The 24565-nt window shown below is 63.4% G+C and carries 26 protein-coding genes and 1 tRNA gene; 13 read left to right on the forward strand and 14 right to left on the reverse strand.

The annotated features are described in order from the left end of the window. Positions 1-105: 105 nt before the first annotated feature. From bglX to ACZ5TB_RS09135, 3 genes are all read right to left on the reverse strand, one after another. Complete coding sequence (gene bglX, locus ACZ5TB_RS09125) at positions 106-2385, reverse strand: beta-glucosidase BglX (RefSeq protein WP_464791004.1); 2280 nt, start codon at positions 2383-2385, stop codon at positions 106-108. Between the two features lie 70 nt (positions 2386-2455). After that, positions 2456-2776 (reverse strand): DMT family transporter, encoded by a 321-nt coding sequence (locus ACZ5TB_RS09130; protein ID WP_464778155.1) that lies wholly within the window; start codon positions 2774-2776, stop codon positions 2456-2458. Positions 2777-2873: 97 nt separating this feature from the next. Next, positions 2874-2960, reverse strand: a tRNA-Tyr gene (locus ACZ5TB_RS09135). A 107-nt stretch (positions 2961-3067) separates the two neighbouring features. On the opposite strand from ACZ5TB_RS09135, the gene ACZ5TB_RS09140 reads away from it, so the two are divergent. Together ACZ5TB_RS09140 and ACZ5TB_RS09145 are read left to right on the forward strand one after the other, a co-directional pair. Next, positions 3068-3808 (forward strand): TrmH family RNA methyltransferase, encoded by a 741-nt coding sequence (locus ACZ5TB_RS09140; protein WP_464791005.1) that lies wholly within the window; start codon positions 3068-3070, stop codon positions 3806-3808. 52 nt (positions 3809-3860) lie between these two features. Continuing rightward, positions 3861-4607 (forward strand): hypothetical protein, encoded by a 747-nt coding sequence (locus tag ACZ5TB_RS09145; protein ID WP_464791006.1) that lies wholly within the window; start codon positions 3861-3863, stop codon positions 4605-4607. A gap of 21 nt (positions 4608-4628) precedes the next feature. Here the strand turns inward: ACZ5TB_RS09145 and ACZ5TB_RS09150 are convergent, their stop codons facing one another. Further along, positions 4629-4946: a 2Fe-2S iron-sulfur cluster-binding protein gene (locus ACZ5TB_RS09150; RefSeq protein ID WP_449474120.1), complete on the reverse strand. Its 318-nt coding sequence runs from the start codon at positions 4944-4946 to the stop codon at positions 4629-4631. 78 nt (positions 4947-5024) lie between these two features. Here ACZ5TB_RS09150 and ACZ5TB_RS09155 point away from each other — a divergent pair, with 78 nt between their 5' ends. The 3 genes from ACZ5TB_RS09155 (at position 5025) to ACZ5TB_RS09165 (ending at position 6384) form a co-directional block, all read left to right on the forward strand. After that, on the forward strand, positions 5025-5642 hold the full coding sequence (locus ACZ5TB_RS09155) for a DNA-3-methyladenine glycosylase family protein (protein ID WP_464791007.1): 618 nt from the start codon (positions 5025-5027) through the stop codon (positions 5640-5642). A gap of 4 nt (positions 5643-5646) precedes the next feature. Further along, on the forward strand, positions 5647-5877 hold the full coding sequence (locus tag ACZ5TB_RS09160) for a DUF2188 domain-containing protein (RefSeq protein WP_464791008.1): 231 nt from the start codon (positions 5647-5649) through the stop codon (positions 5875-5877). A gap of 69 nt (positions 5878-5946) precedes the next feature. Further along, positions 5947-6384: a response regulator gene (locus ACZ5TB_RS09165; RefSeq protein WP_464791009.1), complete on the forward strand. Its 438-nt coding sequence runs from the start codon at positions 5947-5949 to the stop codon at positions 6382-6384. On the opposite strand, the gene ACZ5TB_RS09170 is transcribed toward ACZ5TB_RS09165, so the two are convergent. Both ACZ5TB_RS09170 and murA read right to left on the reverse strand, forming a co-directional pair. Then, positions 6329-7852 carry a PAS domain-containing protein gene (locus ACZ5TB_RS09170; protein WP_464791010.1) on the reverse strand — a complete coding sequence of 508 codons (1524 nt, stop codon included), beginning with the start codon at positions 7850-7852 and terminating at the stop codon, positions 6329-6331. The two genes, ACZ5TB_RS09165 and ACZ5TB_RS09170, sit on opposite strands and share 56 nt — an antisense overlap. Beyond that, positions 7845-9128, reverse strand: a complete 1284-nt coding sequence (gene murA, locus ACZ5TB_RS09175) for a UDP-N-acetylglucosamine 1-carboxyvinyltransferase (protein WP_464778162.1) — start codon at positions 9126-9128, stop codon at positions 7845-7847. Before murA ends, ACZ5TB_RS09170 begins: the two co-directional genes overlap by 8 nt. A 211-nt stretch (positions 9129-9339) precedes the next feature. Between murA and ACZ5TB_RS09180 the strand changes: the two genes are divergently transcribed. Beyond that, a complete protein-coding gene (locus tag ACZ5TB_RS09180; RefSeq protein ID WP_464791011.1) occupies positions 9340-10074 on the forward strand; it encodes a Crp/Fnr family transcriptional regulator in 735 nt (244 codons plus the stop codon). Positions 10075-10088: 14 nt separating this feature from the next. On the opposite strand, the gene ACZ5TB_RS09185 is transcribed toward ACZ5TB_RS09180, so the two are convergent. Continuing rightward, entirely contained in the window at positions 10089-10655 is a 567-nt protein-coding gene (locus ACZ5TB_RS09185; RefSeq protein ID WP_196224561.1) for an HNH endonuclease, read from the reverse strand. A 96-nt stretch (positions 10656-10751) separates the two neighbouring features. Here ACZ5TB_RS09185 and gluQRS point away from each other — a divergent pair, with 96 nt between their 5' ends. From gluQRS to ACZ5TB_RS09200, 3 genes are read left to right on the forward strand one after another with little or no spacing between them, the layout of a single operon-like run. Beyond that, a complete protein-coding gene (gluQRS, locus tag ACZ5TB_RS09190; protein ID WP_464791012.1) occupies positions 10752-11660 on the forward strand; it encodes a tRNA glutamyl-Q(34) synthetase GluQRS in 909 nt (302 codons plus the stop codon). 9 nt (positions 11661-11669) lie between these two features. Further along, complete coding sequence (locus ACZ5TB_RS09195) at positions 11670-11903, forward strand: twin transmembrane helix small protein (protein WP_464791013.1); 234 nt, start codon at positions 11670-11672, stop codon at positions 11901-11903. Positions 11904-11910: 7 nt separating this feature from the next. Beyond that, positions 11911-12480: a cob(I)yrinic acid a,c-diamide adenosyltransferase gene (locus ACZ5TB_RS09200; protein WP_464791014.1), complete on the forward strand. Its 570-nt coding sequence runs from the start codon at positions 11911-11913 to the stop codon at positions 12478-12480. A gap of 26 nt (positions 12481-12506) precedes the next feature. On the opposite strand, the gene ACZ5TB_RS09205 is transcribed toward ACZ5TB_RS09200, so the two are convergent. Beyond that, entirely contained in the window at positions 12507-13559 is a 1053-nt protein-coding gene (locus ACZ5TB_RS09205) for a DUF1176 domain-containing protein (protein ID WP_464791015.1), read from the reverse strand. A gap of 125 nt (positions 13560-13684) precedes the next feature. Next, a complete protein-coding gene (gene typA, locus ACZ5TB_RS09210; RefSeq protein ID WP_464791016.1) occupies positions 13685-15502 on the reverse strand; it encodes a translational GTPase TypA in 1818 nt (605 codons plus the stop codon). A gap of 191 nt (positions 15503-15693) precedes the next feature. Here typA and ACZ5TB_RS09215 point away from each other — a divergent pair, with 191 nt between their 5' ends. Genes ACZ5TB_RS09215 through ACZ5TB_RS09225 form a run of 3 tightly spaced genes read left to right on the forward strand, consistent with a single transcriptional unit; the run spans position 15694 to position 17796 of the window. After that, on the forward strand, positions 15694-16908 hold the full coding sequence (locus tag ACZ5TB_RS09215; protein ID WP_464791017.1) for a toxic anion resistance protein: 1215 nt from the start codon (positions 15694-15696) through the stop codon (positions 16906-16908). A gap of 3 nt (positions 16909-16911) precedes the next feature. Then, entirely contained in the window at positions 16912-17622 is a 711-nt protein-coding gene (locus tag ACZ5TB_RS09220) for a hypothetical protein (protein WP_464791018.1), read from the forward strand. An 18-nt stretch (positions 17623-17640) separates the two neighbouring features. Next, a complete protein-coding gene (locus ACZ5TB_RS09225) occupies positions 17641-17796 on the forward strand; it encodes a hypothetical protein (protein ID WP_464778171.1) in 156 nt (51 codons plus the stop codon). A 3-nt stretch (positions 17797-17799) separates the two neighbouring features. On the opposite strand, the gene ACZ5TB_RS09230 is transcribed toward ACZ5TB_RS09225, so the two are convergent. From ACZ5TB_RS09230 to prfB, 3 genes are all read right to left on the reverse strand, one after another. Beyond that, positions 17800-18111, reverse strand: a complete 312-nt coding sequence (locus tag ACZ5TB_RS09230) for a PilZ domain-containing protein (RefSeq protein ID WP_464791019.1) — start codon at positions 18109-18111, stop codon at positions 17800-17802. Positions 18112-18212: 101 nt separating this feature from the next. Continuing rightward, positions 18213-18947, reverse strand: coding sequence for a class I SAM-dependent methyltransferase (locus ACZ5TB_RS09235; RefSeq protein ID WP_464791020.1), 735 nt, complete (start codon positions 18945-18947; stop codon positions 18213-18215). Then, the gene (prfB, locus tag ACZ5TB_RS09240; RefSeq protein ID WP_196224571.1) at positions 18947-20074 is read right to left on the reverse strand and encodes a peptide chain release factor 2; all 1128 of its coding nucleotides are present in this window, start codon (positions 20072-20074) and stop codon (positions 18947-18949) included. Before prfB ends, ACZ5TB_RS09235 begins: the two co-directional genes overlap by 1 nt. Before the next feature lie 215 nt (positions 20075-20289). Between prfB and ACZ5TB_RS09245 the strand changes: the two genes are divergently transcribed. Further along, positions 20290-20799: a hypothetical protein gene (locus tag ACZ5TB_RS09245; protein ID WP_464791021.1), complete on the forward strand. Its 510-nt coding sequence runs from the start codon at positions 20290-20292 to the stop codon at positions 20797-20799. A 21-nt stretch (positions 20800-20820) separates the two neighbouring features. Here ACZ5TB_RS09245 and ACZ5TB_RS09250 read toward each other — a convergent pair whose 3' ends face one another. After that, on the reverse strand, positions 20821-23358 hold the full coding sequence (locus ACZ5TB_RS09250) for a penicillin-binding protein 1A (protein ID WP_464791022.1): 2538 nt from the start codon (positions 23356-23358) through the stop codon (positions 20821-20823). A gap of 66 nt (positions 23359-23424) precedes the next feature. Continuing rightward, a complete protein-coding gene (locus ACZ5TB_RS09255) occupies positions 23425-24363 on the reverse strand; it encodes an N-acetylmuramoyl-L-alanine amidase family protein (RefSeq protein ID WP_464792520.1) in 939 nt (312 codons plus the stop codon). Between the last annotated feature and the right edge of the window lie 202 nt (positions 24364-24565).

A 24565-nucleotide genomic window follows, 5' to 3' on the forward strand; every position in this document is an offset into this window, starting at 1 on the left:
TTCACGCTGGGAAAGAGCCGATAACGCCATGCCATGGACCGGCCCCTGTAGGAAAGCGCGTTCGAGCGGCGCGGTGCCTGTCCGGCCTTCGCCGAGATGACGGGCTTATCGGGCGGATGCGGGCGTGGCTTCCTCCGCATAGAGGGTGAACTGGCTGTGCAGGCCACCCTCGGAAGATTGCCCCAGCCACAGGTCGAACAGGCCCGGTTCGGCAAGGATGCGGTTGCCTGATCCGACAAATTGCAGGTCGCTGCGGGACAGGGAGAAGCGCACCGTCTTGCTCTCACCGGGGTCGAGGGTGACGCGTTCGATTCGCTTTAGCTCGCGCACGGGGCGGGTACGGCTGGCCACGCGATCGCGGATGTAGAGTTGTACGACTTCGCTGCCCCGCCGGTCGCCCTTGTTGGTGAGCCGGGCGGTCACCTCGATCGCCCGGTCCCAGCGCAAGGCGGTGTCGGACAGCTCCAGATTGTCGAGCGCGAATCTGGTGTAGCTGAGCCCGTGACCGAAGGGATAGCGGGCGCTGTTGTCCGTCGTCATGTAGCGCGCGCGATATTCGGTGCGGTTGTCGATCACCGGGCGGCCCGTGGACTTGCGGTCGTAGAAGAAGGGCTCCTGACCGGATTCCCAAGGGAAACTGACCGGCAGCTTGGCGGAAGGATCGACCCGACCGAACAGGATGTCGGCGATGGCATGGCCCGCTTCCGATCCCAGGAACCAGGTGGCGAGGACAGCCTGCGCGCTCGCGACGGAACCGTGCAGCGCAAGGGCGCGGCCGTGACGCAACAGCACGATGACAGGCTTGCCGGTGGCCGCGACGGCATCGGCCAGCATCTGCTGGGGCGGCGGCAATTCGATCACGGTGCGCGACTGCGCCTCTCCCGACATGTCCTGCGATTCGCCGAGGGCGAGCAGGATGATGTCTGCTGATTTGGCCACCTCGACCGCCTGCGCGGTGCCGCCGTCGATCGACGTCATGATGTCGCAGCCTTTGGCTATGCTCAGCAAGGTGGGGTCGGGCATGGCGGCGCGCAGCCCGGCGGCAATGTCCACGCCCTTCCCCTTGTCGCCGTAAAACGCCCAGGGGCCGTAGATATTGGCGCGATCCTCACCGAACGGGCCGATCAGCGCGATCTTCTGGCGCTTGGCGGGGTCGAGGGGCAGGATGCCGCTGTTCTGGAGCAGCACGATCGAGCGGCCCGCCGCTTCCCGCGCCAGGGCGCGATGCGCGGGCGTGGCGATGCGGGTGCGCTCGGCCTCTTCGCTGATGGAGCGGTAGGGATTGTCGAACAATCCTATCGCCGTTTTGACATAGAGGATGCGACGCACGGCGACATCGATCGTCCCCATCGGCACCGCGCCGCTCTTCACCAGATCGGGCAAGTGGCGGATATAAAGGCCGCTTTGCATCGACATGTCGACGCCAGCCAGAACCGCCAGCCGCGCAGCGTCGCGCTCATCCTCCGCGAAGCCATGGGCGATCAGTTCCTCGTCGGCCGTATAGTCGGAAAAGACGAAGCCCCGGAACTTCATCTCGCCGCGCAACAAGTCGGTCAACAATTCCCGGTCGGCGGTCGCGGGCACGCCGTTGATCTCGCTGAATGCCGCCATGGTGGTGAGCGCGCCTGCCGCAAAGGCAGAGCCGAAGGGCGGGAGATGTGTTTCGCGCAGCGTTTCATCGGAAATATCGACGCTGCCATATTCAAGGCCCGCCGCGACCGCGCCATAGGCGGCGAAATGCTTGGGGCAGGCAAGGAGCGAATCGTCCCGCCGCAAGTCACGCCCCTGAAATCCCCTGACGCGGGCGGCGGCGAACAGGCGACCGAGATAGACATCCTCCCCTGCCCCTTCGACGACCCGGCCCCAGCGCTGATCGCGCGCGACATCGACCATCGGCGCGAAGGTCAGGTGCAGGCCCGCCGCGCTTGCCTCCTGCGCCATGGCGCGGGCGGTGCGTTCGGCGAGCGCGGGATCGAAGCTCGCCGCCTCTGCCAGCGGCACGGGAAAGATGGTCTTCAGCCCATGGATGACGTCGCCCGCCAGTAGCAAGGGTATGCCGAGGCGGCTTTCCTTGACGGCGATGTCCTGCGCGCGGCGGGCGCCTGCCACGCCGATGCCGTTGAACAGGCAGCCTACCCGGCCCTTGCGCACCTCTTCCGCCAGTCGTTTTTCATCCTGGATGCCGACTTGCGGATTGGGCGGATTATAGGGACGGAAGCTGTCGGTGAGGCAGGTCATCTGCCCCGCCTTTTCTTCCACCGTCATGCGAGCGATCAGGGCATCTACGCGTTCCACTTCGGTCGCGGCAAACGCCCGGCGCGCAAAGGGGAAAGCGAAGGAGCCGGACATGGCGGCAGCCAGGAAGGCGCGACGGTCGATGGTCATTGGACGACAGCGTAACGGATGATCGTTGCCGGGCCAACGCCCTGCTCCGCCATATGTTGCGGCGGCGCGGTCAGGCGGGCGCGAACAGCTTCGTGCCGATGACGCCGATGACGATCAGCGCCATGAACCCGACCTGTACCGGCGCAATGCGGTCACCGAACAGGATCATGCCGCCGATGATGACGCCCACAGCGCCAAGGCCGGTCCAGATCGCATAGGCGGTCCCGGCAGGAATGCCCTTCATCGCGAGCGCCAGCAGACCCATGTTGAGGAAGCTCAAGGCGATAGGCACGGACGAAGCCTGCCAACTGCCGATGGTCGCCGCCCATTTAAGGCTGAGCGCCCAGCAGATTTCGGTAAAAACAGCAATGCCAAGCACGAGCCACGCCATGACCAGCGTTCCTTATTTCAGGCGGGCTCGGATGAAAGGCGCGCGAGCCGGAAACCCGAAAGAGGCGGCGCGCCCTGGAGGCCTTAAAGCCAAAGGGTGGTGGACAGGGCTGGATTCGAACCAGCGTACGGGAAACCCGGGCAGATTTACAGTCTGCTGCCTTTAACCACTCGGCCACCTGTCCAGTGCCCTTACGCGGCAAGCAAAAACTGCCTTTTACCGCGCTGGAGGCGCGCTCAATGGCGAATGGAGGCTTGCCTGTCAATGGCCGGATGTGAAAAGAGCACTTCCATGAAAAAAGGACATCGCAGCGCAAAGCCCAAGGGCAACTTCCCCCGCTTCTACGGGCGGCATGCCGTCATCGCGGCTCTGGCCAATCCGAACCGGGTGGTCCGTAAAATCTGGGGCACGCGCGACGCGCTCAATGCGCTGGACCTGCCGCCGGTGCTGCCCATCGTCTATGCCGATGTGGCGGACCTTGGCCGCATGGTGCCGTCCGATGCTCCCCATCAGGGGATCGTCGCGGAGGTTGAGCCGCTGGATGACGTATGGCTTGGCGACGCACTGGAAGCAGGGCAGGACGACAGGCGGCCCGTACTGGTGCTCGATCAGGTGACCGATCCGCATAATGTGGGTGCGATCCTTCGGTCGGCGGCGGCGTTCGACGCGCTGTGCATCGTGACGCAGGACAGGCATGCGCCGCCTGAATCGGGCGTGCTCGCCCGCTCCGCCTCCGGCGCGCTGGAGATCGTGCCGTGGGTGCGCGTGGTGAACCTTGCCCGCGCGCTCGATGAGATTGCCGAGGCGGGATATTGGCGCATTGGCCTGGATGGTGAGGCGGATACGATATTGGGCGACGCTATCGGCGAATCGCGCGTCGCGCTGGTGCTGGGCGCGGAGGGTGAAGGGCTGCGCCACAACAGCATGGCCCATTGCGATATTTTGGCTAAACTGCCGATCAGCCCGCGCATGGAGAGCCTGAACGTCTCCAACGCGGCTGCGATCGCCCTGTACGCCGCCGCGAGCCGGTAACGGGGCACAAGGCGCGCCGCCTTTACGTCGGCGCATGGGAACGGGGGACGATATGGCCGCATTTCTTCGCACTGCTGGCGCGTTAGCCTGCTGCCTGATGCTGGGCGCCTGTCTGGTGACGCCGGGCAAGTTCGAATCAACCCTCGATATCCGGGCGGATCGACAGTTCAACTTCACCTATAAGGGCGAGATATTGTCGTCCGAGATGAAGGGGCTTGGCTCCTCCTCCGGCACGCCCGGCGATGATCCCATCGGCGACGGTTCCCCGGAGAAGAAGGACAGCGCTCTTCACAAGACCGCGATGCAGAAGGGGCATGAAGAAGGATTTGGCGGTGGCAGCGGATCGGGCAACGAGGCGCAGATGCAGGCGATCGCCACTGCCCTTTCGAAGGAGAAGGGCTTTCGTTCCGCCCGCTATATGGGCAACCACAAGTTCGAGATCGACTATGCGATCAGCGGGCGGCTGACCCACGGCTTCCTCTTCCCCTTCAACAGCGACGCGGAAATCGTCCTGCCCTTCGTCGCGATTGAACTGCGTGGCGACGACAGGGTGCGGGTGAAGGCTCCGGGCTATTCCAACGGGTTCGACAAGAGTCGTGAACCGATGGGGCAAAGCGGGCCAGGAGAGGACGCGTCAAAGGCGCTCGACGGCCACTTCACGCTGACCACCAACGCGGAAATCGTCAGTCAGAATCAGGAGGATGGTGCGCAAAGCACCACCGACGGCAAGCGGATCGTCTGGCGGATCACCCCGCTGACGAGCGAGGCGCCCATGGCGACGCTGCGCGTCAGCCGGTAACGGGCGCCCCGACCGGGAGGATCAGTCTTCCGGCGCAATGGTGACGCGCAGGCCGTCCAGATCGTCGTTCATCACCAGCTGGCACGACAGGCGGCTGCTCTCATTGCGATGATCCGAACTGTCGAGCAGGTCGTTTTCGTCTTCGCTCAGCGCAGGCAGCTTTTCGGCGAAAGCGGGATCGACATAAACGTGGCAGGTGGCGCAGGAGCAGCAACCGCCGCACAGTGCCAGAAGCTCGTCAAAGCCGTTGTCACGGATGACTTCCATCACGGACAGGCCGCTGTCGCCCTCGACAGCCTGCTCTTCACCCGCACGGTTGACCACTATCAGTTTAGGCATGTACCTCGATCCCAAAATTTTCCACCGCCGCTCATAGGCGGGGGCGCCGATAAATCAAGAGCCGGAAACAAGCAGAGCATGGTCACCACCCCGGAACAGCTGCGCGAAAGCCTGGATGCGATCGCCGTCCTCGAACCCGGTTTTGCCGCTGCGTTGGCGCGTGTCGGCTATCCCCTGCCGCGCGTGCGGGAGCCGGGCTATGAGACGCTGCTGCGCACCATCGTCGGTCAGCAGGTGAGCGTCGCGGCGGCCGCCGCCGTGTGGCGCAAGCTGGAGGCGGAACTGGGCGAGGGATGCGCGCCGGACCAGCTGCTCTCCCGCGATCTCGACGCGCTCCGCGCCTGCGGCCTGTCCCGTCAGAAACAGAGCTATGCCCGGAGCCTCGCTGAACTGGTCACCAGCGGGCAGGTCGACCTTCACACCCTGCCCCAGGATGATGAGGAGGCGATCGCCCTCCTCACCCAGATCAAGGGCATCGGCCGCTGGTCAGCCGAAATCTACCTGCTGTTCGCCGAGGGTCGGCCCGACGTCTGGCCTGCGGGCGACCTCGCTGTGCAGATCGAGGTGGGCCGCATCCTTGGCCTGCCCGAACGACCCAGCGAGCGCGAGACACGGGCGCTTGCTGAACGGTGGCGGCCCCATAGGGGTGCTGCCGCAATCATGGCCTGGCATCATTATAATACGGAGGTACTCTAAACCCATGTCCCTGCCCCATGCCCGCTACATCGTCCTGGAACATGAGGGCGTCTGGAAGATCAATCTGGACAACCGCTATTATGGCCCCTTCGCCACCCGCGAAGCCGCTGTCGGAAACGCGACCGAGACGGCACGCAAGGCCGGGGATGGTGGCTACCCCGCCAGCGTCCTGCTGATGCAGGGAACCAAGTTCGACACGCTCTGGACGAACCAGGAAGGCGCTGCGTCTTCCTGACTTTTTTCGATTGTTGCGGAACCAGATGGCGGACTGGACATTATCGGGTCCAGTTTCGCGGGCTGAGGCATGAATAAAAAGGTTCTAATCGTCGAGGACGAAATTTTCGTCGCACTGGAAATCGAGCAGATTGTGGAGGACGCGGGTTTCGCGGTCAGCGCCATTGCCGCCGACCGTGAAAGCGCCCTTATGGCCGCCAATGACTGCGACATCGCTTTGGTCGATCTGAACCTGCGCGACGGGCCTACCGGGCCGGGCATCGGCATGGAGCTTGCCGCCCGATATGGCGTTCGGGTGATCTATGTCACCGCCAATCCCGCGCAGATCGGTGTCGCGGCCGAAGCCGCGCTGGGGGTCATAACCAAGCCGTTTCGCCCGCACAGCATTGCCGAAACCCTTCGCCTCGCAGCGTCTGAACAAAGCGATTTGGAGACAGCCGATATTTACGGCTTCACGCCATTTCAGCCACGGCCCGGCTCATGGAACGGGATGGAATCCACAGGCTGATCACCAGCCCTTCAGGCCGCCAGTCACGTTGCATCCGTCCGCCCAGTTGCCGCTCGGCACTGAGTGCCATGAGGCGGCTGCCGAAGCCTTCACGGCTCGACGGCTTTACCGGCGGCCCGCCTTCTTCCCGCCATTCGATGCAGATGTCCGCGTCCTCGTGCCGGACGTCGATATGGACACGCCCCGAAGGCACCGAAAGCGCGCCATATTTGGCCGCATTGGTCGCCAGTTCATGGAAAAGCAGCGCGAGCGGCGTGGCCGATCGGTCATCGATCGCGGGATCTTCGCCGGAAAATACGATGCGGCTTTCCCCCGCATCGGTATAGGGCGCGAAGATTTGCTCCAATATGCCGCGCAGGCGACTGTGCCGCAGATATTCGTCGCCCTCCGCGCTGTGCGGGCGGATGAAGTCATGCGCGCGACCCAGCGCCATGATCCGGTCGCGCAAATCATCCGCCACCGGACGGATCGCCGGGTCCTGACGCGCCGATAGCCCGATCAACCCTGAAATCACCGAAAAGATATTCTTGATCCGGTGCGACAGTTCGTGCGCGATGACCTCGCGCTCTTCCATCATCAGTTTCTGCTCGTGAATTTCCGTGCAGGTGCCGATCCACCGCGTGATGCGGCCTTCATCATCGCGGATGGGTAGCGCCCGGCCAAGGGTCCATCGATATTCGCCGCTGTGATGGAGGAGCCGATATTCAATCTCATAAGGATCGCCGGTCATCAGCGAATGGCGCCAGCACTGCCATGCGCGTTCGCGGTCGTCCGGGTGAAAGTTGCCGTTCCAGCCGTCGCCATCCGTCGAATGTTCGGCCGCGCCGGTATATTCATACCAGCGCGCGTTATAATAATCATGATAGCCATCGGGCAGTGTGGACCAGACCATTTGCGGCATGGTGTCGGCCAATGTGCGGAATAGCCGGTCGCTTTCGGCTACCGCCTCGGCATCCTTGACTTGTTGGGCAATGATATCCTGGTCGCGACGGCGGCCCTCCAATTCCATCATCACCTGGTGCGCGAGCAGGGTAAGGCCCTGGCGTTGAAGGGATGTAAGGTCGTCGCGCGGCTTAACATCAATGACGCACAGGGCGCCGAGTGGCACCCCCTCCCCGTTCAGCAAGGGCGCCCCGGCATAGAAGCGGATATGCGGCGGGCCAGTCACCAGGGCATTTGCCACGAAGCGCGGATCGGCACTGGCGTCCGGCACGACGAAGATCGCGCCATCCTGCATGGCATGCGCGCAGAAGGAGAGGTCCCGTGGCGTTTCTTCCGCATCCAGCCCCGTGCGAGCCAGGAAGCGCTGGCGTTCGTCCTCGACAATGCTGACCAGAGCGATCGGCGCTTCGCAAAGCGCGGCGGCGAAGTCGGTTATCTGGTCCAGCGTGCGAAAACCGCCGACATCCAGATCATAGCGCGCCAGGACGGCCGCGCGATCCGTCTCCAGCCCCCTGCCGTCAGCCATCGCTAACCCGTTCGATGTCCGCGCCCACGGCCGACAATTTTTCCTCCAGCCGCTCATAGCCGCGGTCAAGATGGTAGACGCGGTTGACCTGCGTCTCCCCCTCGGCGGCAAGCCCGGCAAGGATAAGGCTCATGGAAGCGCGCAAGTCGGTCGCCATCACCGGCGCCCCCACCAGCCGATCGACGCCCCGCACGACGGCGGTGCGGCCGTTGACGCCAATGTCCGCCCCCATGCGCGCCAGTTCGGGCACGTGCATGTAGCGGTTTTCGAAGATGGTTTCGGTCAACACGGATGCGCCGTCCGCCTTCGTCAGCATGGCCATGAACTGTGCCTGCATGTCCGTCGGGAATGCCGGGAAGGGCGCGGTGGACAATGTCAGCGGCTTCAGCTTGCCGTCGGCCGACACCCTGATGCCGTCTTTCAGCTCATCGACCTGCACACCCGCATCGCGAAGGGCGGCCAGAATGGCGTGCATGTCATCGGCGCAGGCGCCCGCCAGTTCGAGCGAACCGCCGGTGATCGCTGCCGCGCATGCGTAGCTGCCTGCCTCGATCCGGTCGGGCATGACGCTGTAGGTTGCGCCATGCAGACGGTCGCGACCGTGGATGATCAGCTTGTCGGTGCCCACGCCTTCGATGTCCGCGCCCATCGCGATGAGCAATTTGCAGAGATCGACGATCTCCGGCTCGCGCGCCGCATTTTCCAGAACGCAGGTGCCCTTGGCAAGCACCGCCGCCATCAGGGCATTTTCCGTCGCGCCCACGGAGACCACCGGGAATGTGTATATCCCGCCCGGCAATCCACCATCGGGCAAGGAGGCGCGCACATAGCCTGCATTAATCTCTATCACCGCGCCGAATGCCTCCAGCGCCTTCAGGTGCAGATCGATCGGGCGGTTGCCGATCGCGCAGCCGCCGGGCAGCGAAACCCGCGCTTCACCCGCGCGGGCGAGCAAGGGGCCGAGCACCAGAATGGAGGCGCGCATCTTGCGAACGATGTCATAGGGCGCTTCGGTCGAAGTGACCCGGCCCGCGCGCATGGTCATGACGCGCCCGAAATCCTCCGGCCGCGCGCCTTCGATCATGGTGGACACACCTAGTTGATTCAGCAGGTGACCAAAGCTGTCCACGTCCGCCAGGCGAGGCAGGTTGCGCAGCGTGACCGGCTCATCCGTGAGCAGCGCGCAAGGCAGCAGGGTCAACGCGGCGTTCTTGGCGCCGGAGATGGGAAGGCGGCCGCTGAGCTTATTGCCGCCGCGTATTTGAATGCGGTCCATCGGCTGGGTCTTAACGCTAATTGCGTCTGGCGCAAGGCGCGAGCGATCATTGCGGTTAACGCGACAGTGCTTCCCGGCATACGCTCGCGAAACATTTACACTTTCGGGTCGCTGAAATTGATCGAGTTTAGTGCGCGGCCCGCAAATGCAGCCAAAAGGCGCAAGGGGCGTTTTGCCACCGTAACGACAAATTTGATTAAAGGTGCTGTGGGTGGCGACAGGTTGTTTCGCGGACAGGCTCGCAAAGCATGTGCCCTTGTCCGACGAGGAAAGGAACGCGCTGACCAGACTGGAGGAAAATCCGCGCAAGATAAAGCGCGGGGCCATGATCCAGCGCGTCAATGATACCGTGACCGAATTGTTCGTGCTGCGCGAAGGACGGGTGATGAGCTTCGTCATCCTGCCCGATGGCAGCCGACAGATTTTGCGCGTCTATTTCCCTGGCGATTTCATCGGGTCTGCCAGCACGATCTACAGCAAGGCGCCCGAATCGCTCGTCGCGCTGTCCGACGCCATTGTCTGCCCGTTCGACAAGCACGCCTTGCGCCGGTTGCTGGAGGAATATCCCAGGGTCGCGGCGCTATTGTTTCTGCTGTCCAGTTCGGAAAAGGTCGCCCTCACCGATCGGCTTGCCTCGCTGGGCCGCACTTCGGCAAAGGCGCGCGTCGCGTCCTTCCTGCTCGACATTTTCGACCGGCTGCGCGTGACGGATGACGGCGTCACCGACAGCTTCGACCTGAAGCTGACGCAGGAGGAAATCGGCGACGCCATCGGGCTGACGTCCGTCCATGTGAACCGCATGGTGCGGCAGATGGAACAGGAAGGGCTGATCAGCCGGGCGAACGGCCGCATCACCCTGCTGAACATGGCGAGGCTGGAAGAGATTGGCCATTACACCAATCGCCACAAGGACGTGGATCTGGACTGGATACCCGGCGTAAGCTGACGGGCTGGCGGGCGTCAGGCCAGCAGTTCGACATCCCAGTACAGCCAGTCTCGCCAGCTTTCATGCAGATAGTTGGGCGGAAAGGCGCGGCCATGTTCCTGCAACTGCCAGCTTGTCGGCCGGATCGGCGTGACATGCAGGCGCATGCCCGCTTCCTTCGGCGTGCGCCCGCCCTTCCGCAGATTGCAGGGGGAGCAGGCCGTGGCCACATTTTCCCATGTCGTTCGCCCGCCCGCCCGGCGAGGGACGACATGGTCGAAGGTCAGGTCACTGGGCGACCCGCAATATTGGCAGGTGAAACGGTCGCGCAGGAACAGGTTGAACCGGGTGAAGGCGGGATGTTCCGATGGCCTCACATATTGTTTGAGCGCGATCACCGAGGGAATTTTCATCTGCAAGCTGGGGCTGTGCACCTCCCGCTCATAGCTGGCGACGATGTCCACCCGTTCCAAAAAAACCGCCTTGATAGCGGTTTGCCAGGGCCAAAGGCTGAGCGGATAATAGCTTAACGGCGTATAGTCCGCGTTCAGGACCAGCGCCGGACAGTTTTCCGGATGTCGTATCAGGTCGGGATGGTACATAAGAACCCTCGAACCCCCATTTGCCAAGTTTCTGATTGATCAGGAACGTGACGGCAACATGACAGCATTAACCACCCCGACCCGTCAAGGGCCTGTATGATCCAATCCTCATCGCCACAGCATGTGGTAACCCGCTTCGCCCCGAGCCCTACCGGCAGGCTGCATATCGGCCATGGCTGGTCGGCCTTGCTGGCCATGGATTTTGCCCGTGCGAATGGCGGCTCGTTTCACCTCCGCATCGAGGATATCGACGGCACTCGCAGCCGTCCCGAACATGTCGCGGGCATCGTGGAGGACCTCAACTGGTTGGGGGTGGCGTGGGATGGCTACATCGTCTTTCAGTCCGACCGGCTCGATCATTATGAAGCCGCGCTGGAAAGATTGCGGCAGACGGACCTTATCTACCCCTGCTTCTGCACCCGCGCCGACATCGCGGCCAGCACCAGCGCGCCGCACGGGCCAGAGGGGCCGGTTTATCCGGGCACCTGTCGCGCATTGCCTCCGTCTGAGCGCGAACGGCGCATCGCGGCGGGCGAACCCCATGCATGGCGATTGGATATGGCGAGCGCCATTGCAGCCGCAGGGGAACTGCACTGGACGTCTGTTCCCCTCCCCACTCCCCCGCTGCCCCTCTGCGAACAGGTGATAGAAGCGAAGCCCCAGCCCGTAGGCGATGTCGTCCTCGCCCGCAAGGATGCGCCCGCGAGCTACCATCTTTCCTGCACCCTCGATGATGCCGCGATGGGCGTGACCCATGTGCTGCGCGGCGACGACCTGTTTGCCGCCACACATGTTCACCGGCTGCTTCAGGCGCTGCTCGACCTGCCGACACCCGTTTACTGTCACCATCCGCTGCTCGTCGGCGCGGATGGCAAGCGTCTTGCCAAGCGCGATGGCTCGATCGCCCTTGCAGACCTGCGCGCGCAGGGCGTCGATCCCGCTGCCCTCGCCGCCGATCTGCGCGGCGGGCGCTTTCCGGTTGGCATTTCGTTAGCCAAGGCCTAGATTCAGGCCATGAACACCGTTCTCATCATCGCCCTCATCCTTGCCATGGCCGCGACGCTCTTTGCGTTGATCCGGGGCATCATCGCCTTTCTTCAGGCCTCGAAGGAGCAACTGAACGCGCCGGACGGCACGCCCAGCCCTTCCAGCCTCAAGCAGAACAAGATGATGATGAACCGCATCCTGTTTCAGGCCGCAGCCATCATCATCGTCGCGATCCTGCTGCTGATGAAGGGCAACGGCTGATCCGCCGATGGTGAAGCTCAACAAGATCTACACCCGCACTGGCGATGCGGGCACGACCGGCCTTGTGGATGGATCACGCCTGCCCAAACATGCGCCGCGCATGCAGGCGGTCGGTGATGTCGATGAAGCGAACAGCGCGATCGGCCTTGCCATCCTGGCCATCGGCGAACGGCCTGAAGCGGGCTGGCTGACGACGGTCCAGAATGATCTGTTCGATCTGGGCGCCGACCTGGCGACGCCCGTGCCGGATGGGCAGGACGAACCCTGGGCGCTGCGTATCATCGCCACGCAGGTCAAGCGGCTGGAAGACCAGATCGACGCCATGAACGCCGATTTGCAACCTCTGGACAGCTTCATCCTGCCCGGCGGATCGCCCGCAGCAGCCGCCGTCCATCTCGCCCGCGCCATCACGCGCCGGGCCGAACGCAGCGCTACGGCAGCGGCTGCGGAAGTTCCGCTCAACCCTCAGGCGCTCGCCTATCTCAATCGGCTGTCCGACCTGCTCTTCGTCCTTGCCCGGCGCCTGAATGGCAATGGCGCAGACGACATCAAGTGGGTCCCCGGCGCCTCTCGTTAAGGCGGCGGGTCAAAGGCGCCGCAGTCCTATCGCAGGACCTTCGCCGACCAGGTGGTGATCCAATGCCACGCGCCACGGCATTCGCCCATCGCGCTGGCGGATACCAGCCGGAACCTCATGCCGTCCCAGACATAGCTTTCGCTGCTGCCGCAATCGCCCAGGCCCCGGCCCTTGGCATAGCTTTCCAGCGACGCGCTTTCGGGAGTCCAGGATGCGTTGACCAGCATGGGCTTGGCCGCATTCTCGCTCCACCCCGGTTGATAATCGAAGGACGCGTAGCGGAAGCTGCGCCGTCCCGGAATGCCGGTCGCAATCACGGGAACCGCGGAAAAATTATAAGCACCCGCGCCGCAGGGAACCAGCACCAGCGTCTCGGTTCGGGAGAGGCGGTAAAGCTCCGGCGGGGATGCGTCGCGCATCTCGTCGGCACAGGCGGTGAACTTGCCGAGCGCCGCCAGTTCCTCGCGCCATAGCGTCACCGGCGTAGTGCCAGCCGGGATGGGCGCCCGTCTTATCGCAACCATCGGCGGCGCTGCCCGCACGGCGCTGGCGGCCAGCGGACCTGTGGCGACCAGCGCCGCCATCGTGCCCGCGCGCCCCTGCCTTGCGTCCATATAGCGCATGGCAGCGGCAGCACCGGCAAGTGAGGGACGCGCGATCAGCGTGCCAGCCGACCGCAGCTCCAGCTTCGACCCCCGCGCCATCGCAATGGCGAGCGCCGACGCCTGCGGTCCTTGCAGCCGGGCTTCCCCATCCCTGCTCGCGGCCGTCGCGATCTTGCGGCCATCGACCAGGAAACTGATGTCTTCCTGTCCACGCGCGTCGCGGCTTATCCAGATTTCCGGCTGGGACGCGCCACCGGCATCCCGCTGAATACCCAGCATGACCGGCTTGTCCGGCCAGTCGGCTCCCTCCGGCAACAGGGACACGGCTTCGCACCGGCTGCGATTGTCGCAACCGATGATCCAGTCCTTATAGGTTTCCAAAGTGCCGGGCCGAGGCGTCTGGGCCGAAAGCGGCGCCGATGCGATGAACGCGCACAGCATCGCTGCCAGCGCGGTTAAGCGTGTGTCCCCCATTGGTTAAGTATAACTTAATTCATAGGCGGACGGTAGTAGCTTCCTTCGCGCGACCCGATGAGCCTTTGGCCAACGGGAATCCCATAATGAAAAAGGTCGGTGTCCCTCGACACCGACCTTTTTGATCAAGCCGCCTTGGCGCGCGACATGCGCTTGCGCTCGTTCGGGTCCAGATAGCGCTTGCGCAGGCGGATATTCTTGGGCGTCACTTCGACCATTTCATCATCGTCGATATAGGCGATCGCCTGCTCCAGCGTCATGCGCTTGGGCGGGGTCAGGCGGACGGCGTCATCCTTGCCACTGGCGCGGAAGTTGGTGAGCGCCTTCGACTTCATCGGATTGACTTCAAGGTCTTCCGGCTTGGCGTTCTCGCCGATCACCATGCCTTCGTAGAGCGCTTCGCCCACGCCCACGAACAGGATGCCGCGTTCTTCCAGCGGACCCAGCGCATAGGCATTGGCTTCGCCCGCACCGTTCGAGATGAGGACGCCATTCTTGCGGCCTTCGATCTTGCCCTTGTGGGGGCCGTACTTCTCGAACAGGCGGTTCATGATGCCGGTGCCGCGCGTGTCCGACAGGAATTCGCCATGATAGCCGATCAGGCCACGCGAGGGGGCGGAGAAGGTGATGCGGGTCTTGCCGCCGCCGGACGGACGCATGTCGGTCATCTCGGCCTTGCGGATGTTCATCTTGTCCACGACCGTGCCGGAGAACTCATCGTCCACGTCGATGACGACGGTTTCATACGGCTCGGTCTTGTTGCCATTCTCGTCTTCGCCGAACAGCACGCGGGGACGCGAGATGCCGAGTTCAAAGCCTTCGCGGCGCATGGTTTCGATGAGCACGCCCAGTTGGAGTTCGCCACGACCGGCGACTTCGAAGCTGTCCTTGTCATCCGATTCCGTCACCTTGATGGCGACGTTGGATTCGGCTTCGCGAGCGAGGCGATCGCGGATCATGCGGCTCGTCACCTTGCTGCCTTCACGGCCCGCCATCGGCGAATCGTTCACCGCGAAACGCATCGACAGGGTCGGCGGATCGATCGGCTGCGCCTGGATCGGCTCGCTGACCGACGTGTCGCAGATGGTGTTGGCGACGGTCGCGACGGTTAGCCCCGCAAGGCTGATGATGTCACCCGCCTTGGCTTCATCGACCGGCACGCGGTCGAGGCCCTGAAACGACATGATCTTCGACGCGCGGCCGGTTTCGATCACCTTGCCGTCCATGTCGAGCGCGTGGATCGCCTGGTTCACCTTGACCGTGCCGGACTGGACGCGGCCGGTGAGGATACGGCCGAGGAAGTTGTCGCGGTCGAGCAGCGTCACGAGGAAGCTGAACGGCGCATCCTGCTCCAGCGACGGCGGTGGCACATGATCGACGATCTTCTGGAACAGCGGCTCCAGCGTGCCTTCGCGGCGCTGCGGGTCTTCGCTGGCATAGCCGTTGCGGCCCGAGGCGTAGAGGACGGGGAAGTCGAGCTGTTCGTCATTGGCTTCGAGCGTCACGAACAGGTCGAACACTTCGTCCAGCACTTCCTGGATGCGCTCGTCGGGACGATCAACCTTGTTGACGACGACGATGGGACGCAGGCCCAGCGCCAGCGCCTTGCCGGTCACGAACTTGGTCTGCGGCATCGCGCCTTCGGAGGAATCGACCAGCAGGATGACGCCGTCGACCATGGAGAGGATGCGCTCCACCTCGCCGCCGAAGTCGGCGTGGCCGGGGGTGTCGACGATGTTGATGCGGGTGCCGTTCCATTCGACCGAGGTCGGCTTCGCCAGAATGGTGATGCCGCGTTCTTTTTCGAGGTCGTTCGAATCCATCGCGCGCTCTTCGACGCGCTGGTTGTCGCGGAAGGTGCCGGACTGGCGGAATAGCTGATCGACGAGTGTCGTCTTGCCATGGTCAACGTGCGCGATGATCGCGATATTACGCAGGGACATGCATGTGCCTTTGGGATTTTGGTTTTCCCGGCCGGCACCACGCCTGACCAGATGTATCGCGCGCGCCCCTACAGGAAATGACGCGTTGCGGCAAGGGCGAGGGCCGCATTTGCATCGGCCGGAACGCAAGACCATATTCCACATTGAAGCACCACTGTTATAGTTACATATAACAGCTTGAAGGAGACGTTATGGCCAGCACCGCGCCCACCACGGCGACAGCCGACACGCTCAACCTGACGCCGCCCGATCCGGTGCCGCCGATCGCGCCCGACAAGGCGGCGGGTCTTGTCCCGCTTGATGACGGACAGCGATCCAAGCTGGATGAGAAGGTCGATGCCTTCATCGACGATCTCGTCGCGCAGGACGCCAACTCGCCCGAATTCGGCCAGCGCGTCGATCAATTGACCAATATGGGGCGCAAGGAAATCGCGGAGGCTGCCGGCCATTCCAACCGCTTCCTCGATCGCCCGGTGCGTGCAATGGACAGCGACAACAAGGTGGGCGCGGACCTTGCCGAACTGCGCCGCACGGTCGAGGATCTCGATCCGGGCAAGCGCGGCAGCCTGCTGGCGCCCAAGAAGCTGTTCGGCATCATCCCCTTCGGCAACAAGCTGCGCGACTATTTCGACGGCTATAAAAGCGCGCAGGGTCACATCAACTCAATCCTCGGCTCCCTTGCCAGCGGCAAGGACGTCCTCATCAAGGACAACGCCGCCATCGATGTCGAGCGGCAGAATATGTGGGCGACGATGGGCCGTCTGGAGCAGATGATCCACATCTCCAAGACGCTCGACGCGCGGCTGGAGGCTAAGGCGCTGGAACTCGATTCCGCCGATCCCACCAAAGCGAAGGCGATCCGCGAAAGCGCGCTCTTCTACATCCGCCAGCGCACGCAGGACCTGCTGACGCAGATGGCCGTGACGGTGCAGGGCTATCTGGCGCTCGACCTCGTCAAGAAGAACAATGTGGAGTTGGTGAAGGGCGTCGACCGCGCCAGCACCACCACCGTCGCCGCGCTACGCACCGCTGTCACCGTGGCGCAGGCGCTCGCGGGCCAGAAGCTTGTGCTCGAACAGATCACCGCGCTCAACACCACCACGGCGAACATGATCGATTCGACCGGTGAGATGCTGAAGAACCAGACCGCCCAGATTCATGAGCAGGCGGCATCCAGCACGATCCCCATCGCAACGCTTCAGCGCGCCTTCCAGAATATCTACGACACGATGGACAATATCGACACGTTCAAGGCCAAGGCGCTGGAGAATATGAAGACGACGGTGAACACGCTGACGGCGGAGGTCGAAAAGTCGAAAGGCTATATCGCCCGCGCTGAGGGCCAGGCGCAGGCAGCGCAGCAGGCGCGCGCCGACAATCCCCTGTTGAGCGCGATCGAGGCGTAAGCCGTGAGCAGGTCCGACCGTGTCCTTGCCAATGCCGAAGCAGTGCTTCGCCGTCACGGCTTGAGAGCGCGCAGCCTGTCGGCACGCGCCCGGCGCAGGCGCATCGCGGCCCTGATGCGGAAGGTCAAATGGGCCTTCTGGTCGGTACTCGCGGTGCTCATTGGCTGCATGGTTGCCGGCTTCTTCATTCCACTCGGTACAAGCGGCCTGATGATTGCGCTTGGTATCTTGATCGCCGCGCTTCTGCTGATCGCGGCCCTCCCCTCCGAGCCGCGCATCCGGACGCAGTCGCTTGCTTCCGCCCCGCTAACCACGCTCCCGCTTCAGACCGAAATATGGCTGAACAACCAGCGCAAAGCCCTTCCCGCTCCCGCCGTTCCAGTTGCGGACAGCATCGGGATCAAGCTGGAGACGCTTGCCCCACAGCTCGAACGCCTCAACGACAAGGAACCAGCCGCGCAGGAAATCCGCAAGCTGCTGGCCGATCACCTGCCCGAACTGGTCACAGGCTATGAGTCCATTCCCGATCCGCTTCGCCGCGAGGAACGCAACGGCCGCGTCCCCGAGCAACAGCTGATCGAAGGACTGAAGGTGATCGACGGAGAACTCGCGCGGATCAGCGAGACACTCGCCAGTGGGGACATGGACAAACTGGCGGTGCAGAACCGTTTCCTGGAACTCAAATATCAGGAAGCCAAGGAACTTGGCCGCTAGGCCAGCGATCCTTCCGCCATGATCCATCTGACGTTGATCATCGTCGATTTTCTGACCGGACTGCTGGCCGCTGGCGCCTGGGCGCTCGCCTCTGCCGGGGGCGCCATCGCGGCGCTGCTGGGCGGCGGATTGGTCGGCGCATCCCTGTTCAGGAAATGGCGCAAACGAGGCTGACCCTCAACTGCCGCGAATGAGGGTGTCGATTGCCTCGTCGGCCATGGGCTGACTAAACTGGATGCCGAAGCGCTTCCCCTGCGCCCACATGACCCGACCACTTGCTTCCACGCCAATGGCCCTTATCGCCACATAGCTGCCGGCAGTCGGCGGGGTTTCGCAGTGCGCCAACGCTCCCGATGTGGACAGGTCGAGAAAATGACCGCGCATCTCCGCATTGCCGACGCATAGAGTGACAGGGCCGAACATTTTGTGTCGTGCAGTGTGCCGCCGCTGTTCGGCGTTGCCCGACAGGAATTTGCCTTGGTCGATCATACCGAGCTTCTCCCTCCGGCCAATCAATCACAAAAAGGTCAAGGCCATCCACAGAATCATGGTTAACTGGCCATTAGCCCCCTTTCCCCCTAGGGAAACCGCTAATTTGTATCAGCTGTGCTTTTGATCGCACAGGGTACGATGCTCTGGGGCGAGGGCCGGGCCGCGATTCTGCGAAAGCGGGCAAAATAGCCTCCCGCCGTTGGCTTGGGCACCAGTTCCTCCAGCCGGAAACCAATCGATGCAAGTTCACAGATCAGCAGGCGTGGCGGCGTGCCATGCTGTCCGGTCGGACGATCCGCATCGACGACGATCAACTCGCCATCCTTCTTGAGCGCGGGGCTGAGGTTCCACAGAAAGGCATAGGGTTCCGCGATCTCATGATACATATGGACCATCAGAATACGGTCGAAGCTGTTTTCCGGCAGCTTCGGGTCCTCTGGCGCGCCCAGCCGGACGCTGACGTTGCGCCAATCCTCCCGCGTGATGCGGCGGGACAGGGCCTCGATCACCTCGGGCATGATGTCTTCGGCCAGCACGCGACCCTTGGGACCCACCCGGTTTGCGAGACGAACGGTATAATAGCCTTCGCCAGCGCCGATATCCGCGACGGTCATGCCCGGCCGGATGCCCGCGCGGTCCATGATATCGTCGGCTTCGTTGACGCGATCGCGCGCTTCCTCGCTGGACCAGCGGGTAGAAACGATGGGTGCGACCGGCCTGTCGGCTCGCGGAAAATCGCGCGCGGCGGCGGGCCGGTCATCCTGCTTGGCGGATGACAACAGGCCGCAGCCCGCCAGCAGGAACAATGATCCCGCCAGCGCGCCCCGCATCATCAGTCGACATCCTCCACATCGACCTTCTCGCCCGTCACCTTCTGCGACAGGGCGGCCGCCATGAACGGGTCGAGCGCACCGTCCAGCACATCGTCGGGTGATGTGGAGGTAACGCCGGTGCGCAGGTCCTTCACCAGCTGATAGGGCTGGAGCACGTAGGAGCGAATCTGGTGGCCCCAGCCGATCTCGGTCTTCGCCTGATATTCGCCGGAAGCCGCCGCCTCGCGCTTCTGCAACTCGGCTTCGTAGAGCCGCGCCTTCAGCATGTTCATGGCCGTCGCGCGGTTCTTGTGCTGCGAACGGTCATTCTGTGACGCGACGATGATGCCCGAGGGAATGTGGGTGATGCGGACGGCGGAGTCGGTCGTGTTGACGTGCTGCCCACCCGCGCCCGACGCGCGATAGGTATCGATCTTAAGGTCGCCTTCATTGACCTCAATTTCGATATTGTCGTCGATCACCGGATAGACCCAGACAGACGAGAAGCTGGTGTGCCGCCGCGCCGAACTGTCATAGGGGCTGATGCGCACCAGCCGGTGCACGCCGCTTTCCGTCTTGGCATAGCCATAGGCATTTTCGCCCTTGAACAGGAACGTCGCGGACTTGATGCCCGCCTGGTCGCCTGCCTGATAATCGACCAGCTCGACCTTGTAGCCGCGCCGTTCCGCCCAGCGGCGGTACATGCGGGACAGCATTTCCGCCCAATCCTGGCTTTCCGTGCCACCCGCGCCTGCATGGATTTCAAGGTAAGTGTCGCTGGCATCCGCCTCACCGGCGAGCAGCGCCTTGATCTTGTCCTCGTCCGCGCGGTCGGCCAGCGCCTTCAGGGACGCAACGCCTTCATTCACCATATCCTCATCGCCCTCGGCCTCGGCCATTTCGATGAGTTCGGCGGTGTCGGTCTTCTCGCTGTCGATCGCCCGGGTCGCGCCGATCGCGGCTTCCAGACGCGTGCGCTCACGCATGACTTCCTGCGCCATCTTCTGATTGTCCCACAGCGTCGGGTCCTCGACGCGTGCATTCAACTCGTCGAGGCGGCGCAGCGCGCGATCCCAGTCGAGGAAGCGGCGCAGCAGGTCCAGCGCGGCGTCGATACGGTCGATATATTGCTGCGCTTCGGCGCGCATGGGAAATCTCCAGACAATTCGGGGCGCTCCCCCGCATCAGGCAGGAAACGCACTAAACGCCTGCCCCTATCCGAGGGCAGCGGATTTGGGAAGATTCAATCCTCCAAGCCATGGCCGCGCAGTCTCCGAACAGGCCAGGCAAGCCTTGTCCCTCCAGAGGCTATGCCATACAGCTCGACCACGCCCAAAAGAGGCGCAAGGAGAGGAACGACATCTTGGCTGAAGGACAATCTACCCATCCCGCACCGGCGCAGGCCGTTCTCGTGATACTCGCGCTCGTACCGATCATCGGCATTTTCTACGCCATCGGATCCGCCTTGGGCGTGGCGAGCTTCCTTTTCTTCGGTTTCATCTTCGTGCTTTATTGGGCTGGCATAAAAGGCATGAAACCTGCGGAATTCGCACCCGCGCTATGCGGTTCGCTTGGCGGATTGGGCCTGGCATTTCTGCTGCACAGCCTGCCGACGGTTCTGGGCATGGCCGGAATGGCCATTGGGTTGGTTGGCGTGGTCATTGCCATTTATCTGCTCATTCGCGGCCAAGCCAGCCTGATAGTCAACAATGCCTTCATGCTGCTGCTAACGCTCGGCAACCCGATCATATTTGAAAGGGACGCCGATTTCGCCGCTGCGGCAGTCGCCATCGTGACAGCGGCAGCCTATGTCGGGAGCCTCGCATTTCTGATGAAGCGCTTCTCCGGCGGGTTACGCGCAAAGGCGCAATAACGGGTCAGCAAAGGCGGGAGGTTAGTAAATCCCGCCTTGATCCTGCAGGAAGTCGCTGTCCGTCCGCTGCCGCGTCTGCGACCCTGCCTCGCGCCGGGCGGCGGCCTGTTCCTGAGCGGCCACCTCTTCCTTGCGGATCGATCGGCGCGGCTCGGTCTCGGGCTTGAACGCTTCCCAGATCACCGCAGGCTTGGGGTCGTCGGTCGGCCATACGCCATAGACGCGCTTGCCCGAACGGCGGTCGATCGTGACCATGCGGACGCCCGCTGGGGCAACAAAAGGCGTCTTGGGCATGGTTTCCAGCACGGGCGCCATCGCCGCCTTCCAGATGGGCGCGGCGATGCGGCCACCCTGCGCCCAGCCGCCCAGGCTGCGCGGCTGGTCATAGCCCATATAGACGCCCGCGACGATGTCGGGCGATCCGCCGACGAACCACACATTGGTCGGCCCGTTGGTGGTGCCGGTCTTGCCGAACAGCGGCCGCTTCAGGTCGGCAAGGACCGTCGCGGTGCCGCGCTGGATCACGCCTTCGGCGATATGCACCACCTGATAGGCAGTCATCGGGTTCATCACCTGTCGCCCTTCAAAACCGAAGCGCGGCATGGGCTTTCCATCCCAGTTCGCCATGTTGCAGCCGTCGCAGGCACGCCAGCGCAGCGGCCAAATCACCTTGCCGCGCCGGTCCTGCACATAGTCCATCACCTTGGGCGACAACTGGCGGCCATGATTGGCGAGCATCGCATAGGCGTTCACCATCCGCTCGACCGTCGTTTCGCCCGCGCCCAGAGCGAAGGAGAGATAGGGCTGATAATCGCCGATCCCCATCGCCTTGATCGTACGAACCACGCGATCCATGCCGGTCTGGCTGGCGGCGCGCACGGTCATCAGGTTGCGCGACTGTTCGACGCCCCAGCGCATCGTCTGCGGTCCGGCACTGCCGCCGGAGAAGTTGCGGAAGCATTTCTGGCCCAGCCCCGCGCCCTGATAAACGCATAGCGGCCCATCAACGATGATGGAGGCGGGCGTCATCCCGCCGTCGAGCGCGGCGGCATAGACGAACGGCTTGATGGTCGAACCGGGCTGACGCATCGCCTGCGTCGCGCGATTATAGGAGGACAGGCGGCTATCGAAGCCGCCCTGCATCGCCAGGACGCGCCCGGAATGGACCTGTTCGGCCATCATCCCGCCGGACACTTCGGGCACGTTGCGCAGCGCCCAGGTCGATCCATTGCGGGCTACCGCGATCAGGTCTCCCGCCTTCATGCCGTTGAATGCGGGGCCGCCCACGCGGCGATAGGGCATCTGCGCGGCGCTGGCGGGCAGCGTTCCGGTCGATCCATCGGAAAAGCCTATTTCAGCGCGCGAAGAATCGCGGTTGATAACCGCCGCTATGCGCCAGCCTGCATAATCGATCCCAATATAGCTCGCTGCCAGTTCGCGTTTCCATCCGCGCGCCATGTCGATCTTGCCCACCGGACCAGACCATCCCTTGCCCGCGTCGAAACGCAGCAGGCCGTTGCGCAATGCCGTCGCGACGCCTTCCTGCAACTTGGGATCATAGGGGCTGCGGACCCACAGGCCGCCCGCATAGACGCTGTTGGGGCCGTCCTCCGCCTTTTCGCCGAACCGGTCGATCAGGCGGCGGCGAACCTCCTCCATATAATAGCCGCCCGCGCGCGCGTCGAAGCTGGAGCCATGCGGTGGCACCGTGCCCAGCGGTTGTGCCTGCGCCTCGTTCAGTTGCGCCTGACTGATCCAGCCATTCTTGTACATCTCGCCCAGCGCCCAGTTGCGCCGATCGAGCGCGCGTGCGTGGCCAGTCGGGCTTTCGGGACGGTAATTGGCCGGCCCCTTGGGCAGGATGGCGAGATAAGCCATCTCGTGCAGCTTCAGATCGCCGACATCCTTGTCGAAATAGGCGCGCGCAGCGGCCTGCACGCCATAGGCGTTGCGGCCGAGGAATATCTGGTTGAGGTAAAGTTCGAGGATCTGCTGCTTGGTCAGCACATCTTCCATGCGGTAGGCGAGGATCATCTCCTTCACCTTGCGCGTGGGCGAATATTCATCGCCGATCAGCAGGTTCTTGGCGACCTGCTGGGTGATGGTCGATCCGCCCTTGGCGCGCTGGCCGGAGCCGATCTTCGTCACATAGTCGAACACCGCGCCGAAAAAGCCGGGGATATCCACGCCATGATGATCGAAGAAAGTCTTGTCCTCCGCCGCCAGATAAGTGCGGATCAGCAGGGGCGGATAGTCGCTATATTGCAGCTGGACCCGGCGCTCGCGTGCATAGCTGTGCACGGGCTGGCCATTGATGTCGCGCACGATCGTGGGCAGCGGCGGCTCATATTCCAGAAGCGTCGCCGCATCGGGCAGGCCGCGCGCGAAGATGATCCAGAACAGCAGGATGGCGAGGAAAATTCCGCCGAGCGCGATCGCGGCCCACCGGAACCAGCGCCGCTGCCACAGCGGGGAAAGCCTTTCCCGGAAATCCCGTCCACGCCCGCGCAAACGGTTGGCAAAGGACAAGCGGGCGGTGTGGGGACGGGCCTCTTCCATGACGAGAGGAGGCTCTAAGGTCAAAATGCGGTCAGCGCCAGTGCGGATCGATGGGCCGCGTTCCGGTCAGCCGCCGCCAAGGGGCAGCTTGCGGGCGAAATATATCTCGACCGCCTTCGCAACGCCCTTGGCTATGCGGCTACGCCCTTCGGGTGAGGCGAGGAAAGCGGCATCCTCGGCATTGCTGAGATAGCCGGTCTCGAACAGGACCGACGGCGTGTCCGGCGCCTTCAAAACCATGAGTGAGGCATAGCGGTGGAACGTGGTACGAAAGGTCAGGAACGGCGCCCCCTCCCGCTGAAGAAGACGAGCGAAATTCGCCGATTCCTTCATGGTTTCGCGCTGCGTAAGGTCGATGAGGATAGACGACACCTGATCGGGCTGCCCGCCCAGATTGACGCCGTTCAAAACGTCCGCCCTGTTCTCCCGCGCCGCCAGCCTCGCCGCTTCCCGGTCCGATGCCACCTCCGACAAGGTGTAGATCGTCGCACCCCGCGCGTCATGATTTTCCGCCGAATCGGCATGGACCGAAATAAAGAGATCCGCATTCATCTTCCGCGCGATGCCATAGCGTTCCTGCAGGACCAGAAAGCGGTCGTCATCCCTTGTCAGCGCGACGCGAAGTCTGCCGGACTTCACCAGCTGATCCCGGATCGCCTGCGCGATCGCGAGCGTCAGATCCTTTTCCCGTTCGCCGGTTTCCGCGTTGATCGCGCCGGGATCATGCCCGCCATGCCCCGCGTCGATGACAATCAGCGGGCGTGACGCGTCGGATGATCCTTCCACCCGTGGTAGCGAGAGGCCGCGCGCCACCGGCGGGATCGGCACGGTGATGCTGTGCAGCCGCTTGGCTGGACGGGGCGCCATGGAGGCTGGCTTATCGAAGCTGATGCGCTCCGCTCCCTGAGGACCGGCCAGAAAAGCAGTTGCCAGGGCAAGAGCGTGCAGCATGGCGCGCTTGTGCCCCGCCCCGCCCCATGCCGTCCAGCCCCATTTCAGCGGCAGCCATTCGCCGCCGCGTTTACCTTTGCTTCACCATGTTGGGCGATTAAACGCAGTTATGGCAGCATTCGTCCTGGACCAAACAATTTTGCGGGGGACGTTGCTAGGCTGGCCTTAGGCTGCTACCCATTCACATTCCTGAAAGAAACGCCCACATTAGGCCCGTTTCTTAATCAGGAACTTTCACGGCAGCATCGGCGAGCGC

The sequence above is a fragment of the Sphingobium sp. TomTYG74 genome, assembly GCF_055393875.1.

Excerpts from the sequence above, each read along its gene's own strand:
- ACZ5TB_RS09150 (WP_449474120.1), bottom strand. The coding sequence starts at position 4,946 with ATGCCTAAACTGATAGTGGTCAACCGTGCGGGTGAAGAGCAGGCTGTC.
- ACZ5TB_RS09140 (WP_464791005.1), top strand. The coding sequence starts at position 3,068 with ATGAAAAAAGGACATCGCAGCGCAAAGCCCAAGGGCAACTTCCCCCGC.
- ACZ5TB_RS09215 (WP_464791017.1), top strand. The coding sequence starts at position 15,694 with ATGGCCAGCACCGCGCCCACCACGGCGACAGCCGACACGCTCAACCTG.
- ACZ5TB_RS09250 (WP_464791022.1), bottom strand. The coding sequence starts at position 23,358 with ATGGAAGAGGCCCGTCCCCACACCGCCCGCTTGTCCTTTGCCAACCGT.
- ACZ5TB_RS09170 (WP_464791010.1), bottom strand. The coding sequence starts at position 7,852 with ATGGCTGACGGCAGGGGGCTGGAGACGGATCGCGCGGCCGTCCTGGCG.
- ACZ5TB_RS09225 (WP_464778171.1), top strand. The coding sequence starts at position 17,641 with ATGATCCATCTGACGTTGATCATCGTCGATTTTCTGACCGGACTGCTG.
- ACZ5TB_RS09160 (WP_464791008.1), top strand. The coding sequence starts at position 5,647 with ATGTCCCTGCCCCATGCCCGCTACATCGTCCTGGAACATGAGGGCGTC.
- ACZ5TB_RS09155 (WP_464791007.1), top strand. The coding sequence starts at position 5,025 with ATGGTCACCACCCCGGAACAGCTGCGCGAAAGCCTGGATGCGATCGCC.
- ACZ5TB_RS09145 (WP_464791006.1), top strand. The coding sequence starts at position 3,861 with ATGGCCGCATTTCTTCGCACTGCTGGCGCGTTAGCCTGCTGCCTGATG.
- ACZ5TB_RS09235 (WP_464791020.1), bottom strand. The coding sequence starts at position 18,947 with ATGATGCGGGGCGCGCTGGCGGGATCATTGTTCCTGCTGGCGGGCTGC.
- ACZ5TB_RS09165 (WP_464791009.1), top strand. The coding sequence starts at position 5,947 with ATGAATAAAAAGGTTCTAATCGTCGAGGACGAAATTTTCGTCGCACTG.
- typA (WP_464791016.1), bottom strand. The coding sequence starts at position 15,502 with ATGTCCCTGCGTAATATCGCGATCATCGCGCACGTTGACCATGGCAAG.
- ACZ5TB_RS09205 (WP_464791015.1), bottom strand. The coding sequence starts at position 13,559 with ATGGGGGACACACGCTTAACCGCGCTGGCAGCGATGCTGTGCGCGTTC.
- ACZ5TB_RS09230 (WP_464791019.1), bottom strand. The coding sequence starts at position 18,111 with ATGATCGACCAAGGCAAATTCCTGTCGGGCAACGCCGAACAGCGGCGG.
- murA (WP_464778162.1), bottom strand. The coding sequence starts at position 9,128 with ATGGACCGCATTCAAATACGCGGCGGCAATAAGCTCAGCGGCCGCCTT.
- ACZ5TB_RS09130 (WP_464778155.1), bottom strand. The coding sequence starts at position 2,776 with ATGGCGTGGCTCGTGCTTGGCATTGCTGTTTTTACCGAAATCTGCTGG.
- bglX (WP_464791004.1), bottom strand. The coding sequence starts at position 2,385 with ATGACCATCGACCGTCGCGCCTTCCTGGCTGCCGCCATGTCCGGCTCC.
- prfB (WP_196224571.1), bottom strand. The coding sequence starts at position 20,074 with ATGCGCGCCGAAGCGCAGCAATATATCGACCGTATCGACGCCGCGCTG.
- gluQRS (WP_464791012.1), top strand. The coding sequence starts at position 10,752 with ATGATCCAATCCTCATCGCCACAGCATGTGGTAACCCGCTTCGCCCCG.
- ACZ5TB_RS09195 (WP_464791013.1), top strand. The coding sequence starts at position 11,670 with ATGAACACCGTTCTCATCATCGCCCTCATCCTTGCCATGGCCGCGACG.
- ACZ5TB_RS09185 (WP_196224561.1), bottom strand. The coding sequence starts at position 10,655 with ATGTACCATCCCGACCTGATACGACATCCGGAAAACTGTCCGGCGCTG.
- ACZ5TB_RS09200 (WP_464791014.1), top strand. The coding sequence starts at position 11,911 with ATGGTGAAGCTCAACAAGATCTACACCCGCACTGGCGATGCGGGCACG.